This window comes from Thermanaeromonas sp. C210 (genome assembly GCF_013167955.1).
Lineage (GTDB): Bacteria > Bacillota > DSM-521 > Neomoorellales > Neomoorellaceae > UBA12545.
Genome location: NZ_BLWF01000001.1, coordinates 310337 through 325807 on the forward strand (window position 1 = coordinate 310337; position 15471 = coordinate 325807).

Annotated in this window: 16 protein-coding genes and 1 pseudogene; 4 read left to right on the top strand and 13 right to left on the bottom strand. The window is 56.0% G+C overall.

Translation table 11 applies throughout. The features are described from left to right. Positions 1 to 18 precede the first annotated feature (18 nt). From TAMC210_RS01480 to TAMC210_RS01510, 7 genes are all read right to left on the bottom strand, one after another. Positions 19 to 696: a hypothetical protein gene (locus TAMC210_RS01480; protein ID WP_173297037.1), complete on the bottom strand. Its 678-nt coding sequence runs from the start codon at positions 694 to 696 to the stop codon at positions 19 to 21. A 9-nt stretch (positions 697 to 705) separates the two neighbouring features. After that, complete coding sequence (locus TAMC210_RS01485) at positions 706 to 1074, bottom strand: ArsR/SmtB family transcription factor (protein ID WP_173297038.1); 369 nt, start codon at positions 1072 to 1074, stop codon at positions 706 to 708. Between the two features lie 95 nt (positions 1075 to 1169). Continuing rightward, positions 1170 to 2348, bottom strand: coding sequence for a putative sulfate/molybdate transporter (locus tag TAMC210_RS01490; protein WP_173297039.1), 1179 nt, complete (start codon positions 2346 to 2348; stop codon positions 1170 to 1172). Between the two features lie 113 nt (positions 2349 to 2461). Further along, positions 2462 to 2881, bottom strand: coding sequence for an EamA family transporter (locus TAMC210_RS01495; protein ID WP_173297040.1), 420 nt, complete (start codon positions 2879 to 2881; stop codon positions 2462 to 2464). Positions 2882 to 3268: 387 nt separating this feature from the next. After that, a complete protein-coding gene (locus tag TAMC210_RS01500) occupies positions 3269 to 3841 on the bottom strand; it encodes a manganese catalase family protein (protein WP_173297041.1) in 573 nt (190 codons plus the stop codon). 18 nt (positions 3842 to 3859) lie between these two features. Then, the gene (locus TAMC210_RS01505) at positions 3860 to 4117 is read right to left on the bottom strand and encodes a spore coat protein CotJB (RefSeq protein WP_173297042.1); all 258 of its coding nucleotides are present in this window, start codon (positions 4115 to 4117) and stop codon (positions 3860 to 3862) included. Positions 4118 to 4150: 33 nt separating this feature from the next. Further along, positions 4151 to 4306: a spore coat associated protein CotJA gene (locus TAMC210_RS01510; protein ID WP_173297043.1), complete on the bottom strand. Its 156-nt coding sequence runs from the start codon at positions 4304 to 4306 to the stop codon at positions 4151 to 4153. Between the two features lie 540 nt (positions 4307 to 4846). Here TAMC210_RS01510 and TAMC210_RS01515 point away from each other — a divergent pair. Together TAMC210_RS01515 and TAMC210_RS01520 are read left to right on the top strand one after the other, a co-directional pair. After that, entirely contained in the window at positions 4847 to 6736 is a 1890-nt protein-coding gene (locus TAMC210_RS01515; RefSeq protein ID WP_173297044.1) for a hypothetical protein, read from the top strand. Then, positions 6714 to 6863: a hypothetical protein gene (locus tag TAMC210_RS01520; protein ID WP_173297045.1), complete on the top strand. Its 150-nt coding sequence runs from the start codon at positions 6714 to 6716 to the stop codon at positions 6861 to 6863. The genes TAMC210_RS01515 and TAMC210_RS01520 overlap by 23 nt, the downstream gene beginning before the upstream one ends. 19 nt (positions 6864 to 6882) lie before the next feature. Here TAMC210_RS01520 and TAMC210_RS01525 read toward each other — a convergent pair whose 3' ends face one another. After that, on the bottom strand, positions 6883 to 7158 hold the full coding sequence (locus TAMC210_RS01525; protein ID WP_173297046.1) for a YqhV family protein: 276 nt from the start codon (positions 7156 to 7158) through the stop codon (positions 6883 to 6885). Between the two features lie 310 nt (positions 7159 to 7468). Continuing rightward, positions 7469 to 7924, bottom strand: coding sequence for a GreA/GreB family elongation factor (locus TAMC210_RS01530; RefSeq protein WP_173297047.1), 456 nt, complete (start codon positions 7922 to 7924; stop codon positions 7469 to 7471). 264 nt (positions 7925 to 8188) lie between these two features. Between TAMC210_RS01530 and TAMC210_RS01535 the strand changes: the two are divergent. Next, positions 8189 to 8998, top strand: a pseudogene (locus TAMC210_RS01535) (amino acid permease). 68 nt (positions 8999 to 9066) lie between these two features. Here TAMC210_RS01535 and truD read toward each other — a convergent pair. Next, positions 9067 to 10227 (bottom strand): tRNA pseudouridine(13) synthase TruD, encoded by a 1161-nt coding sequence (gene truD, locus TAMC210_RS01540; RefSeq protein WP_173297048.1) that lies wholly within the window; start codon positions 10225 to 10227, stop codon positions 9067 to 9069. A 209-nt stretch (positions 10228 to 10436) separates the two neighbouring features. Here truD and TAMC210_RS01545 point away from each other — a divergent pair, with 209 nt between their 5' ends. Continuing rightward, complete coding sequence (locus tag TAMC210_RS01545; protein WP_173297049.1) at positions 10437 to 10790, top strand: cupin domain-containing protein; 354 nt, start codon at positions 10437 to 10439, stop codon at positions 10788 to 10790. An 81-nt stretch (positions 10791 to 10871) separates the two neighbouring features. Here the strand turns inward: TAMC210_RS01545 and glmS are convergent, their stop codons facing one another. From glmS to TAMC210_RS01560, 3 genes are all read right to left on the bottom strand, one after another. Further along, the gene (glmS, locus tag TAMC210_RS01550; RefSeq protein WP_173297050.1) at positions 10872 to 12695 is read right to left on the bottom strand and encodes a glutamine--fructose-6-phosphate transaminase (isomerizing); all 1824 of its coding nucleotides are present in this window, start codon (positions 12693 to 12695) and stop codon (positions 10872 to 10874) included. 454 nt (positions 12696 to 13149) lie between these two features. Further along, on the bottom strand, positions 13150 to 14508 hold the full coding sequence (gene glmM, locus TAMC210_RS01555; protein WP_173297051.1) for a phosphoglucosamine mutase: 1359 nt from the start codon (positions 14506 to 14508) through the stop codon (positions 13150 to 13152). Positions 14509 to 14547: 39 nt separating this feature from the next. Beyond that, on the bottom strand, positions 14548 to 15471 hold the full coding sequence (locus TAMC210_RS01560; protein WP_173297052.1) for a CdaR family protein: 924 nt from the start codon (positions 15469 to 15471) through the stop codon (positions 14548 to 14550).

Sequence of the window (15471 nt, forward strand, 5' to 3'; positions counted from 1 at the left end):
TCGTTGTTCCACCTCACATCATAATAGCAAAGTAATGACGCCGAGCATCGTAATGAGGGCCCCCGATATTAGTTCGCCATACTGCTCCAGCCAGGCGAAGCGGAGGGTTTCCAGACCCCGCACCGAAAGCCAGACGATGCCGACCATGGACAACACGGTCACCACCACCCAGGCCCCGATGGCGGCTAGGGATGAAAAGACTCCCTGCGTGCTTGCCGCCAGAAAAATGGGAATGGCCTCCCCGCAGGGCCGCACCCCCAGGATGGCGCCCAGGGTGTAATCCGACCCCGGCCCGTTGGTGTGGGAATGTTCTTTTTTCTGGTAATTGTACCTATGACCAAACCCTTCTGGCAGGTGATCGTACATATGACTGTGCTCATGCCGCTGACCCTTTCCGGCCCAACCCCGCCAGAGGAAGTACAGCCCGAGGCCAACCACCACCAGGCCAATCAGCCGCTCCAACCCCCAGGTGATCCTAGCGGCCGCGCTTTCACCGGCCAGGGCAAACACCAGGCCGATAATTACTGTGGAAAAAAGATGGGTGATCGCTCCGGCTCCCGCCATCACGACCGTCCTGCCGTGGGACATTTGCCTGGCCCTGGCGGTCAGCACGTAGGGCAGCCAGTGGTCCGGGAGGAGAGTATGGGCGGCAGCCGCAGCGGCAGCGGTACCTACTAGCACGTATGTTGGTACCATGAATAGAGCCTACCTCCCTTCCGCAAAGTGGGCCTGGGCCTCGCGGATCAAGTTTAGGATGTGCTCATCGTCCAGGGAATAGTAGACCATCTTGCCCTCCCGGCGGTACTTGACCAGGCGCAAGGCCTTCAACAACCGCAAATGGTGGGAAACGGCGGGCAAACTCATATCCAGGAGTGCGGCCAGGTCACACACGCAGAGTTCCTTGTGGGCTAGCAGATAAAGGATTTTGGTCCTGGTTTCGTCCCCGAGGACCTTAAAAATTTCCGATAAACCGGCTACTTCCAGTACCCTGCCCTTCAGGTGCTCAAGATGGCCGGAAGGGCAGAAGGTATCACAGAGGTCATTATTAGGGTTGGAAGCACTCCCTTTATCCAAAGGATAATCACCCCTAACGATTAATCAATTGTTTAATTATAGTATATTTATTTGCCCCTCCTAAGTCAAGCTCAAGGGTTTCTGAGTTACCGATACTACACTTTTATCCAGCCCCTCGCTAGAGCCTCATGTAACAATAATCCCACCACAAAGGCGACCCCCATATTCCACATGGCGAAACCTGCCGTGACCAGAGTAACGTAAAATTCCTGCCGGCCGGCAGCCTCCGGCCTCGCCGTCAGGGCCAGTTCCGCTCCGGCAAAAAACAAGATCACGCCCAGAATGGCCGGAGGGAACAACTGCAAAAGAATATTTACCCCGCGATTAAAAAAGATGGCGACGGCAATAACCATAAAGCCCATGATAACCAGGCTGCCACCCGTCCGGGCGCCAAAACGGACGTGGCCGGCCATCCCTCCCGCACCATGGCACATGGGAACCCCGCCAAAAAGGGGGGCCAGGAGGTTAATTAAGCCGGTGGAAATGGCAATCTTACCCTCGGTGATAGGCCGCTGGGGAAAGAGCTCGTTGTTTTCCGCCACAATAGCAATGACAGCATTACCCAGGGTCAAGGGGACCTGGGGTAAGGCCAGGAGCAACGCACCCTTGACCATCTCGGACCAGGTCCACCGGGCCAGAGTGAATTGCGGCAGGGAGAAACCTATGCCTCTCTTTAAATCCATTAGCAGCATAGGATTGACGGCCAGGCTGGTGCCAACCCCTAAGGCCAGCAACAAAAACATCACCGGAAATTTCCGGTTGCCTAGCAAGGCAAAGGTCATAATCAACGCTATAGCCGCTAAGAAGTAATTTGTAGCCATGGACCGGATGCCTTCCACCATAAAAGTCAAGCCGAGCCCCAGCACGATGCCTTGGACAACCGGCTTTTTGGCCAGAGCGGCTACCCGGTCAATGATGCCCGTAAGGCCCAGGAATAGCCATACCAAACCCGTGAAAAGCCCGGCGCCCCACACTGCTGCCGGCGTAAACTCGCCGGCCTGGGCTACAGAGCCGATACCGATGGCCTTCATGGGTTGAATAGGTATAGGCGTTTTATAATACAAACCGGTAACGATCTTGGCCATACCAAAGGCAAAAAGAAGGCCGGCAGGGTCCATCTTCAGAATGGTTATGTAGGCCAGGAAAAAAGGGATAAGGGTACCCAGGTCACCGAAAGCCCCGGCCCACTCCATTAGATCGTAACGATTACCGGTTAAAAAGGAGGCCACTTCTTTTTTTGTGGGTAAATTTGTCTTACTATCTTGAAAACCCATTACTAAACATCTCCAATAATGCGTTATGGTCAAATAAGCATAGCGCTGTTTAAGAAATTCAGCTACCTTTGCCCCTGCTTAAAATCTCTGGATCAGGTAGATACCGGTCACAATCAAAACCGCCCCGATGCCGCGCCCCGGGGAGAGTTTATATCACCCAGCAGGACAATTGCCAGGATGAGGGCCATTAAGGGGTAAGAAGCTGTTATCGGTACTACCGACCAAACCTTGCCTGCCTGCAGGGCATGAAAATAGGCAAAATGTCCCACCACCGAAGCAACCAGCCCTTCGCTCAGAAGGAGTGCCCAGGTACGGGGTTCTACCTCTTTAAGGCTCCCCAGCCGTGCAGTCGCCAAACCCCACAAAAGTAGCGCGGCGATTACGCCGATAGTGCGGATGAGGAGCGCTGTGAAGGGATCGCTCTTCTCCAACCCCAGTTTAGCAAAGATGGGGCCTAATCCCCAAAAAACCATGGCCAGCAATGCCCAGAACAGCCAGTTCGCCTTTTTCCCTCCCAGTTTAAAGGTAGACATATCGTGTACAAAATTTAACCAACAATATCACAAACCGGCAAACCATTGCTAATATCCACCTCTATCGTACGCCCTGACCCTCCAGGCCTACGAGGACGACGGAATTAACAATGGCTAACATAGTTAACCCCCTGGTGGTTTTCTACCCAACATTTGCTATTCGCCGGGAGATACGGGAGTTCCTGCTGAAGGGGACCCGTTCCCATCAAGCGAAAGCACATGCGGCCTCCCGCCCCATTAAAACCCCCGGAGCCTATCAATTATGTTCAAATTTTGCCCTTCCGGTGTCCGGCTACATGCTTATTATGCCCTCCGCTGGACCCTCCATGCGGCGAAAATCGCGGGAAGAGAGATAAGAGGAAAAGCCCCTTTACCGGGGCTTTAGCTTTAATAATACTTTTTTCTCTGCAGATAATCGTATACCAAATTTAACGTTTCACCGAAACGCTGGAAATGGACGACCTCCCTTTCGCGTAAGAACTTCAAAGCATCGCTCACATCGGGGTCATCGGAGAGCTGGATGAGGTATTCGTAGGTAGAACGGGCCTTTTGCTCGGCGGCCATATTTTCATAAAGGTCCGTGATGGGATCGCCCTTGGACTGGATGTAGGCGGCCGTCCACGGAGCCCCTTCAGCGTTGACAAAATACAGGGCCCGGTCATGGTCGGCATAGTAGCCGTCCAGCCCGGCTCGCTTAATCTCCTCTAAAGAAGCATCCTTAATCAAGTTATACACCAGGGCGGCAATAATCTCCATGTGAGCCAGTTCTTCCGTGCCGATGTCCGTTAGTACTGCCTTGGCCTGGGGGATGGGCATGGTGTAGCGTTGGGTCAGATAACGCAGGGAAGCAGCCAATTCTCCATCAGGCCCGCCGTACTGGGTAATTATTTCCTTGGCCAAGCGGGGATTGGGCCGTCCTACCCGGATAGGATACTGAAGCTTTTTCTCATAGATCCACATAATGTATCGAAGCCTCCTCTAAAACGTAATCTCCCAGGGCCAGGGGTCATCTATCCAGCGCCAGGCGTCGGGGCTGGGGGTGGTTCCGTAGTTGGTCAAGGGGCCGTACCGGCTTTCATATTGTTCTTTGAGTTTGGCAAGTTCCTGGGCCGCAGCATTGTACTCCTTCAAAGCGCGGTAGTCCTGGGGATGGGTATCCAGGTAGAGGTTTAGTTCCAGGGCGGTGAATTCTATGGCCATGATCTGTTTCAAGAGCTGGCGCCGCTCATGTTCCATAGCCTTTGGACCTCCTTTCCCTCCTCAGGGAGCTTAACGCCCCGTGGGATGATAGGGGAAGTACAGCTCGGGGAAAATGGTGCCCTTGGCCAGGCCCTCCAAGGGGCTCCACCGGGTAGTGTATTTTTGCCAAGGCACGTATGCACGGGCTAGTTGCCATTCAATACCTTGGACTTGCGGGTCGCTCAAAGGGGAACCCTCCCTTGCCAAGTTTGTCACTTTATCCTATTCATCAAGCTGAGGAAAGGTTATCTTAGAATGCCAAAATTTATTTCCCCTGGCAGCACGAGGCGAACACCGGCTAAGGATAACTCTTTATCCACTCCTTGCCTTCGGTTTCACCAGTAACTGTCCTTCAGCATACTATGTTATTAGCATCGAGCTAGTAAGAACGAGGAAAGGAGTGAGCCATAGTGGGAGGCTTTGGTGGCTTTTGGGGCAGCCGCTGGGCGTTTATCCTCTTCCTGATCCTCATCCTCTTGTTCTTCGGCGACAACTAAACCCAACTAAATAACAGCAGGGGCCAGGCTTCAACTGGCCCCTAAAATTTTCCCTGCCCCCCTGCAGGAAGATTGGATCAGGACCTACACGATGGTAGACTTTCAAGTGGTCCCTAAAAATTCCGCTTAGCTGCTGAAGGTGCCGGCAAACTTTCCTAATACCAGTGTATAAGGAGCCCGCCCTCGGGAGAAACTTTAGCCGGACCAATTTGGAGGGAGTTAAGTAAGGGTGTTGGTATTCATTGCAGCAACCCTGGCCCTCCTAACGGGGTCTTACTTCCTGGCTAATCGGCTAGCCCCTAAGTGTCGGGCCGACCGCTGGCTGGCGTGCGGCCTGTTGTTTCTTTGCGGTCAAGTGCTGATCCTCCTGGTGGCCGGCGCCCTGCTAAAACAGCTTCACCGGGGGGCGGTTTTACTCCTTGCCCTGGCCTGGCTGGGTATAGGTATATGGCAGGCCCTTCTTTCTCCCCTTGAGCAGCGAAACTTGGGGCTAAGTCCCACCGGCGCCATCCATCTTTTAGCCGGTAACCGTCTCCTGCTAGTCGTCGGTGGCCTGCTCGTCTTCAGCCTATCTTCCCTGGCCATGGGCTGGATTTACCTTCCCCCCTTTGCCTGGGACGAAATTTGGTACCACCTTACTCCTGTAGCCGCATGGATCAAACAGGGAGCCATTACCCAATTGCCCGAAGCCCTCCTCTGGCAAAACTACGATCCCCACCGGGTGTCTCCCGGTCAACTGGCCCTGGATTTCAGTACAGCCTTCAACTGGGCCAATGTTTATCCCCTCAATGCTGAGCTCAGCGCCCTTTGGAATATGGTGCTCCTGAACAGCGATATTCTGGCCGATGCAGCCCAGCTCCCCTTTGTGCTGGTGGGAGCCCTGGCCACCTACGGCCTGAGCAGGTCGGCGGGCGCCCGGCCGGACTCTTCTGTCCTCGCAACCATGCTCTTTTTATTGACGCCTATGATTTTAATCCAGCTGCGGGTGGCCTACGCCGATGCCGCCTTCGGCTCCCTGGTGGCCGCTTCCTTATATGTACTGTTGAGGTGGCAAAGGGAGCTTAACCTAAGTTATGCCCTTCTCCTGGGAGTAACCTTGGGGCTCATGATGGGCATCAAAGCCCCCGGAATCGCCTTCGCCGGCATCCTTGGTCTGGCCGCCCTGGGGTACGGGTGGTGGCAATGTCGGTGCGGCCGCTTAACCGGACGTGCCCTCCTTGTCCAGGCCGTAGTGGCCCTGGGGGGCCTGGTCTCGACCGGCGGCTTCTGGTATCTCCGCACGTGGTGGTTTTACGGCAACCCCGTCTACCCCGTCCAGGTAAAATTCCTCGCCTGGACGCTGCCCGGCATGGGCGACGTATCCGACCTCTTCATGGCCCATAACACTCCCCCCGCCTACCACCACCGACCACTCGTGCTCAATATTCTTACTTCCTGGTTGGAACTTGGCGGGGAATCTTATAACTATTATTCCCGAACCCGCGGCCTGGGGCCAGCCTGGGCCGCCCTCGCCCTCCCGGCCCTTGGGGCCTTTGCCTTTTACGCCCTCCGCCGGCGGCGGCCTGCGGCCCTGTGGATGACCGGTCTTACGGCCTTGCTGCTGTTCGTCCAGCCGGCTCCGTGGTGGCCTCGATACGTCCTATACGTGGTGCCCGTCGGCCTGGCTGCTCTAGTCTGGGTTTACGAGCGACTGCCGAAGGCGGCACAAACCCTGGCGGCCGCCTTGTTAATCCTCAACCTGGCAGTGTCCACCACCCTCGCCCTCGGCGAAACCTTGGGGAAACTGCCACTGGCCATGCGCCTGGAGGCACCTCGACGAACCTTTGGCCAGCTTTACTTTCAAGATTATGCTTGGGTGGACGAAGTGCCGCCGAGCCGCATAGGCCATACTCCTATGGCCTGGATCTACCCCCTGTACGGCGGATTGCGCCACGAAGTATCCCTGGTGGATGCCCCGTCTCCTTCCTCCTGGGCGGAAGCCATTCGGCGCCAGTCCCTGGATTTTGTGGTGGTAAAGCCCGATTACGGTCCTTACGCCACCTGGGCCCGGCACATGCCTGATTTGTTGGAACTCTACCGGAAAGGAGAATACATCCATGTCTACCGGGTCCGGCCCTGAACTTCCCGGTAAAGACGAGCTGAGCCTGCCCTGGTGCCTGCTCTATATATTCCTGGCCCTGGTAATTAGCTTCCTTTATTACCGCAACCCGGGCCTCTGGCGCTTAATAGAGAATTTAGGGAAGTAGTTAGAAGGAGGCCGGGGTCTCAGCGTCTTACCCCATAAAAAATCAATCCCACCCCCAAAATGATGATTAACATTTTGGCGAGGGAAATTTTCCCCGCCAATCCCCAGAGTCCCAGGGCCATCACCGTAAGCATAACCGTGGGCCCAACCAGGGCCAAGGTGGCATTGATCTTTAAAGCTTCTTCCACGCGGTTCAACTTTAGCATGAGGATGGCGGCGGTTAGTTCGATCAGACTGGAGACCACCCTCACCGCCGCCATGGCCAAGACATGCTTATCGGGTACCATAATCCACATCAGACCGTTTCCCTCCGTCCCCGAGGTAACCGGAAGAGGAAGCTTCCTAAGGAAGTTTATGAAGAAGGGTGGGGCCCTATGAAAACCGTCGGGCCCCTAGAGATCGGCGGCCAAACCAAGGCCGCCGCTAAGGTAAGAAGTGAGACTCCCGGAGGGAAGATGGAGGCGGAAGGCTGAACAGGAAACGCCCGGTTGGCCCGGCCTCAAGCCCCGGCCACCGGGCCACCGACAGGGGAGGCGGGAAGGCCGGCAGGAACACGGCAGCGGTGGAGGTTCTCCCGGTACGTTCTCCGCTATAGATAAAAGCTAATCAAGCCTCATCCGGTAGCCGGATGGACCTTATACGGTAACGGAATACGCCACCCGGGGCCTTGACTTCCACTTCATCTCCTACCTTTTTTAACAGCAACGCCTTGCCCACGGGCGACAAATATGATACAGTACCCTCTTTCACGCTATCATGAAAAGGACTGACAATACGATACTTAAAAATCTTTGGGTCTTGTTCGCTTAAATCCTCTACTTCTACCTCACTGCCTATAGTGACAAAGGGAACTTTATCACCCGCCGATTGCGACTTGTTCACATTTTTGATAAGTTGTTCGATCTGTTTTATATAGCCCTCGATAAGTTTTTCAAACTCGTTACGCTCCTTTGATGGTTTGGGAAAATATTGTTCAATAAGCTTACCCTTGCCTTCCTCAACCTCTATTAAGTGCTTAACCAAGTTTTCAAAAGTTGTCGGGGATAGCATTACCCTGGCCAATTTGATTCCCTCCAAATTCTACCCATTAAATGGAAACCCGTATATAAAGCGTAAAGGGCGCTTCGCCTTCTTCGCGAAACACCCTCTATAAAGAGTTTACCACCAATACAATGATTGTCAATAGTGTATGATCTTACCATTTTATCCTAGAGAATAAAGTTTATGCCATTTTCCCCGGCCGGAACTGGGTTGAAGGTCGGGAATTGCAGCCTCACCTATAAGCACATACTAAGGAAGAGTTCCTACTGACCAGGGAGAAGGAAAATGGCCAGCGGTAAGACAGGTATTAGTACCAGGGATTTAGTATTTCTTACCCTCGGTTCGGTGGTCGGGGGTTCTTTTTTCCTCGGTTCATCCATAGCCATACGGGCGGCCGGGCCCTCTATAATCATTGCCTTCCTTCTGGCGGGAATTCTGGTGTACATCATTCTAACGGCCCTTTCCGAAATGACTGTGGGCCGGCCTGTATCCGGTTCCTTTCGTACCTACGCGGAAGAATATTTCGGGCCATGGCTGGGCTTCGTCCTGGGTTGGGTATACTGGACGGGAATTACCCTGGCCATGTCCAGCGAAGCCACTGCCGCGGCCATTTTTCTCTATACCTGGTTCCCGGAACTGCCCGTAGGCATTGTAGCCTCCTTAGTCATCGCCGCCGTGACCCTTTTAAATCTCGCCTGGCCGGGTTTGTTTCCCCGCCTGGAAAGCAGCTTGGCAGCCGTTAAGCTTACGGCTCTCATAGGATTTGTGGCCACCGCCCTCATCCTTATTCTGGGGCTGCTGCCGACCAGGCCTGCCGTCGGCCTTGGCGCACTCCGGGGGTAAACCCTGTTACCCGGCGGCCTTGGTGGTATAGCCGGCAGTATGTTGATTGTAATGTTCAGTTATGCCGGTTTTGAGGTACTGGGCCTGGCAGCGCCAGAGGCGCGCGACCCCCTGGCGACTATCCCCCGGGCCGTCGTCTGCACCGTAATTTCCGTGGTGGTTCTCTACCTGGCGGTAATCTGTACCCTCCTGCCCCTCGTCCCCACCGGAATCCTTGCGCCACACGGCCCAGGACCCCACCTCTCGAAATGAGGAACGGCCCACCTGAGGCCGTCGGCAGTTCCCGGGCATAATACTCTATTCCCCCATACAGCCGGCCTTCACGGCATGATCAATCTTTTAACGAGCATGGTACCGTAACTCCCCCGCGGCAGCTTAAAAGATAGGCGAATCTTTTGTTTGCCTGGGTAGAGTTCATCGCTTTCGGCAGGATGGACATGAAGATCTGCGGGAAAGATTATCGCCTTCCGGGGTGTAGACTTGAAATATGCCTGTCGCACCTTGCGGAGGTTAAAACTGCCGCGCCTTAGGCCCCTTTCCTCCAGGATGGCCGTAAAGTGCCGCTCTGACATGGCATCCGGGAATTCCATGCGGCTGGCGGCCAGGGGCAAGGACAAGGAATCCAGGTAGACCAGTTGTTTCCTGTCCAGGCGCCGGTAGAAGAGATAAGGCCCGGCCACCCCGGGTACCGCCGTGAGTTCAAGGCCCAGATCTTCTAAAATCCTCCTTAACAGTTCGTTAAAAAGAAAGCTCTGGTAGGCCGAAAATAGCAGGGAAAGCTCTTCGGCGGGGATTAGGCGCAAGGCCTCCACATAGGCTTTGGGTTTCTCGGTTAGGAGGCCGAATATCTTCCTTTCCATGGTGGTCTTGGCCCGGGATAGGCAGGTTGCCCAATCTCCCCAATGCTCGCGGAAAAAGAGCTTGCGCTCCTTGGCCTCCTTCTTCTCTTCGGGGTAAATGCCGGTGAGATAGATCTGCAGGCTCCCGTTGTAGTGTTTCTTGAGCAATCTCTCGGCCATTAGTCCCATCTGGCGGTCCATACTCCCGAAGCGTTGGTCGTCATAATAATTGGGGTAGCCGAAACCCCGAACTTCATCAACCCTCCGCATGATGCGGGAAACCTCTTCCTCGCTGAGGGCGCGAAGGGTGAGGGCAAACTCGTTTCCCTTCAGGAGGTCGGGACCCATGGGCCTATCCATCCATCCGATACTTCGCAGGGAAAACTTTGCTTCCTCAGTGGTCAGATCAAGGGGATGCCTTACCGTTACATACTGAAAGGTATGGGCATGCCTGTCCTTTAAGCCCCCATAGGAAAAAAGACGGTAGGGAAGGCCCCGGGCCTTGGCCAGCCTCAGCAAGAGATCGATGGTGTTCCATCCCTTCTTTTCCAGGATGTACACCCGGTAAGGTCCCTTCTCCCGCAAAGGAAGGCGGGCCAGTTCTTTTACCACGAAATCCTCGGGTAGCACCTTCAGTTTCATGGCCTTGCTCCTTAAGCCTGTTTATCGTCTCCCTTAATATGTACCAAAACCGGCTGTCCCTTGCCAAGGCTGGGACCTCCGAAGCAGCACCTCTCATATTCACCTGGCCCGTCCTAAGGCCCCAGGTTTTTTCCGGCCTTGTTTTCATTTTCCCTTCCCTGTAAGATAAAAACTGACAGGGATACTCTTTTCCGGGGAGGAGGCTTCGCATGATAAGGAAGGCCCAGGAACTGAAAAGGGAAGTCATCAAGGGTTTAAGGGGCGGCCAGGGGGAAGTAGAAATAGTTCACCTTCTAGAAGCCGACAAGAACGAGTTCAATGGGAAGGGGAAACTATTTGCCAAGTTCACCCTTAAGCCAGGGGTCTCCATCGGCTGGCACCAGCATAGCGGCGATTTCGAAGCGTATTATATACTCGGCGGCCGGGGCCTGGTAAACGACAACGGGAGAGAAGCCCCGGTGCAGGCAGGAGATATGGTCTTAACAAGAAATGGTGAATATCACTCTATAGTCAACAACGGCGCGGAAGACCTGGTGTTCATAGCATTAATTTTGCTGGCATAAAATTTTAGGCTCTCTTCCCTTCCGGAAAGAGAGCCTTTTTTTCTGTCAGTCAATATTCCGGGACCAGAACCATTACCCCGCCTATTCCACCGTCACGCTCTTGGCCAAGTTCCGCGGCTTATCTACCGAACAACCCCGGGCCGCGGCCGTGTAGTAGGCCAGCAACTGCAGGGGTACCACGGATACCAGAGGAGTCAGCAAGTTATGGAGGCGCGGCAAATAAAGGACGCAGTCGGCTTCTGCGGCCACAGCCCTATTACCCTCCAAGGCCAGGGCCAGGACCCAAGCCCCCCTGGCCTTAACTTCCCTGATATTGCTCAGCATTTTCTCTACGAGTTCTTCTTGGGTAACCAGGGCCACGACGGGCGTCCCGTCCTCGATGAGGGCTAAGGGCCCGTGCTTGAGTTCCCCGGCAGGGCAAGCCTCCGCATGTAGGTAGGAGATTTCCTTTAGTTTGAGAGCGCCCTCCAGGGCTACAGCATAATCCAGTCCACGTCCCAGGAAGAAAGCATGCTCATGGGGCGCAATCCGGGCCGCCAGCTCCCGGAACCGGTCCTCGAGGGCCAAGACCTCCTCCACCTTGGATGGGGTAACACTCAGTTCCCGGGCCAGTTCGGCCGCCCAGGGAGCCTCTCCCCGGGCCGTACCCAGGTAAAGGGCTAACAGGTAGACGGCTGCCACCTGGGTAAGATAAGCCTTGGTAGAAGCTACGGCAATTTCGGGGCCTGCCCAGGTGTAAAGCACGTCATCGGCCTCCCGCGCTACCGAGCTACCCACTACGTTGGTAACGGCCAGAATCCTGGCTCCCAGCCTTCTGGCCTCCCGTAAACCCGCCAGGGTATCCGCCGTCTCTCCCGACTGGCTGATAACCAGGCCCAGGGTTCCCTCGTCCATAAGGGGCTGCCGGTAGCGCAGTTCCGACGCTACATCGAATTCCACGGGAAGGCGCAGCAGTTTCTCCCACACATATTTGGCCACCATGCCGGCGTAGGAAGCCGTGCCGCAGGCAATGAGGGCCACCTTCCGGATGGCCTTGGCCTCCTCAGGTGTAAGACGGACTCCATCCAGTTTTACCCTTCCACTTGCAGGATCCAACCTTCCGGCCAGGGTGTCCCGCAAGGCCCGGGGCTGCTCGTGGATCTCCTTAAGCATAAAGTGGGGGTAGCCGCCCTTCTCGGCTGCCTCCAGATCCCAGCTGACGTGAAATACCTGTTTTTGTTTCAAGTGCCCGGTACCGTCCAAAATCCTAGGCCCTTCGGGACTGAGGTAGGCCACTTCGCCGTTGTCCAGAATGTAGGTGTTTTTGGTGTAGGGCAGTAAAGCGGGAATATCGGAGGCCAAGAAGGTCTCCTCCCGGCCCAGACCGACGATCAAGGGGCTATCATAGCGCACCCCTACGATTTCCCGGGGATGATCTTTGCCTATGACGGCCACAGCGTAGGAACCCTTCACGTGGGGCAACATGGCCATGACGGCCTGGAGCAGGTCGCCCCGATAATAGTGCTCCACCAGGTGGGCCAAGACCTCGGTATCGGTTTCCGAAAGGAAGGTATGTCCTTCGGCCTTCAACCACTGCCGCAGTTCCTGGTAATTCTCAATAATGCCGTTGTGTACCACAGCAAACCGGCCGCTGCAATCGGGGTGAGGATGGGCGTTGGTATCCGTAGGCCGGCCGTGGGTGGCCCACCTCGTATGGCCGATGCCCAGTGTCGCGCCGTCGAGGTGCCCGTTTAGACGAGCCTTGAGCTCCGTCAGCCTGCCGGCGCTCTTGGTAATCTTGAGGCCGGAAGAGTCTATCACCGCTATCCCGGCCGAATCATAACCGCGGTATTCAAGCCTCTCCAATCCTTGAAGCAAAACGGGTACCGCCTGGCGGTGGCCCAAATATCCTACAATTCCGCACATAAGGGGCTACCTCCCTCTCCCATAAGAAATTTACCCTCCCCCACCGCGACCGCGGAGGTTACTGGGGCTTTTGTTAGCTGGCAACAATACGCCGGAACCGTCACCGTCCTGGGGGCATAGAAGGCTGATGGAGTCTTAAGGGAGAGAGAGCAGAGGTGTTACCCGGCGCCCTTTGTCCCCGGGATTGCTCCCGGGTTTTGTAGCGCCTTTGACGGTCGTAACCAACCGAGGGGCACCCGCCGAAAACCTCGATAAACCCCTTCCTCGTCAACCACCAGATCCCCGCAGCCTCCCAAAAGGGCTTTGCCTGACTAAAAGTAGCTCGGCAGGCCGCGTCCCGGAAACAACGTATAGCCGTTGCTCGCCCCGGATCGGGAGGACGGACTAATCCGCTGGTGGTCCTGGCGCTTGTTTACCCTCCGAACCTCAGTCTCTCCCCCTAGAAGAATTGGCATTAGTCTCCGGTCATCACCTCCTTAGAGCCTAGGCGCCGGACGCTCTGCTCCAGGCGCTCCAGGATGGCCCTGAGTTCCTCTTCGTCCGGCCCCTCCGCCATGAGACGTAGAAGGGGCTCGGTCCCCGAAGGCCGCACCAAAACCCGTCCCCTGTTGGCCAACTGTTCCCTGGCCGCCGCTATTTCGGCCAGCAATTGGGGGTCGTTCATGGCCCGCTCTTTATCCTCCACGGGAACATTCACCAGCACTTGGGGCAGGCGTGGCAATACCTCGGCCAGTTCTCGGAGGGTAGCACCCCTGGCCACCATCACTTGTAGGAGCTGCACCCCGGTGATGAGGCCGTCGCCGGTGGTATTATGTTCCAAGAGGATAATGTGGCCCGATTGTTCTCCGCCGAGGGCGGCGCCGGTGCGAAGCATCTCCTCCAGCACATACCTATCGCCCACCTGGGTCTGGTGGACCACCAGGCCCGCCCCGGTCAACACCTGGTGGAGGCCGTAGTTGCTCATGACGGTCACCACCACCCGGCCGCCGGGAAGCCTACCCTGTTGGTGAAAGTGAAGGGCTAGGATGGCCATGATGGCATCGCCGTCTACCACCTGCCCTTCGGCGTCCACAGCAATAACCCGGTCGGCATCCCCATCAAAGGCCAGCCCCACATGGGCTCTAAACTCGCGCACTGCCTCGGCCAAAGCCTGGGGACAGGTAGAGCCGCATCCCACATTAATATTAGTGCCATCGGGAGCATTGTTCAAGACAAAAACTTCCGCCCCCAGACGCTGGAACACCTCCGGCGCTACCTCGTAGGCCGCCCCGTGGGCTACGTCAAGGACGACTTTAAGGCCCCTCAATCCCTGCGGGGCCGTGCTGCAAACGTGGGTTATATATTGTTCGGCGGCCTCCACCACCTCCACCCGCCCTACAGCAGTGCCCGTCGGCCGGGGAAGGTCGTCCCTTTCCTTAAGCACCAGCCTCTCGATTTCTTCCTCTAGGGAATCGGGAAGCTTAAAACCCGTCGAGCTAAAAAACTTAATGCCGTTATCGGCCACCGGGTTATGGGAGGCGGAAATTACTACTCCGGCATCGGCTCCTAAAGTGCGCGTCAGCCAGGCTACGGCCGGCGTAGGCATAATCCCTACCTTTAGGGCTCGGCCCCCCACCGAGCAGATCCCGGCCACCAGGGCGGCTTCCAACATGTCCCCGGAGACCCTAGTATCCCGGCCTACCACTACCCGCGCCCCTCCGCGGCCTTCGGCCAGGACTGCAGCTCCACAGCGGCCCAATCTAAAGGCCAGTTCCGGCGTCAATTCCTCGTTGGCTATTCCGCGTACTCCGTCGGTACCGAATAATTTACCCATGCTGGTTAAGCTCACCCTTCACTATCAATTTTGGCAACCTTATACCGGCCCTATCTCCACCACTACTCGTACCAGGGGAAAGTTACCGGTCTGAACTCCCTGGGGAATTTCCAAATTGCTCTCTACTATAATATTCTTGCGGGCTCCCTCGAGGTCAATGGGGGAAGTGCTCAGGTAATTTAGGTCGGCCAGTACTTCGTAAGGCGCGAAGACTTCCACCACTTCCGGTTCCAGGACCACCCTTTTTACCTCATAGCCGGGAGCAGGCTCGCCCACCAGCTGGGGCCGGATGGCCACCACTTTGCCGGGCAGATGGCCTACTATAGGTACAAGAACTTCCACGGTATCGGGGTTTATCATGAGCCAGCGGCCCAAGGGCCGCCCTTCGTGATCGATGACCTTCACCGGCAGCTGGGCTAGGTAATTTCCCCGGGCCTCGTTGATGTCCACCTCTACGTACACTTTGCTTATGCCCTTTAATACATCCTCCGGGCCGGAAACCACTACCTCTGACGGTTTGAGGACCGGTTCTAAAGCCCGATAGCCTCCTGCCGGGGTACCGTTCAAAGCAACCTGGACCGGAAGCTGGAGGTCCCTAACCTGATCCACCTTGACCTTGACCTGAGGCGGGTTAACCCGCACCAGGGTTACACCCTCCGGCAGGCTCACCTGGACAGGCAGGATGTTGTCCCCTATCCGGGCAGCCCGCAAGTCCACATAAGCTTTGATATCCCTGGGCAACAGGTTGTTGATGTACCCCTTGCGACCTTCCACCCTAACCTGGACCTCAGCAGGCAAGTCGGCCACCACCAATCCTTCGCCCAAATTCTCCGTCTCCAAGGGGATGCGCACTACTTGCTCCATATTGGGGTTCTGCTCTGCGGTCACATAAAACCATAGGATGAGGGCCAGAACTACGGCTAGCAAGCGATAACCCAGGTTTTCCCGCCAGTTCTTCAGCAC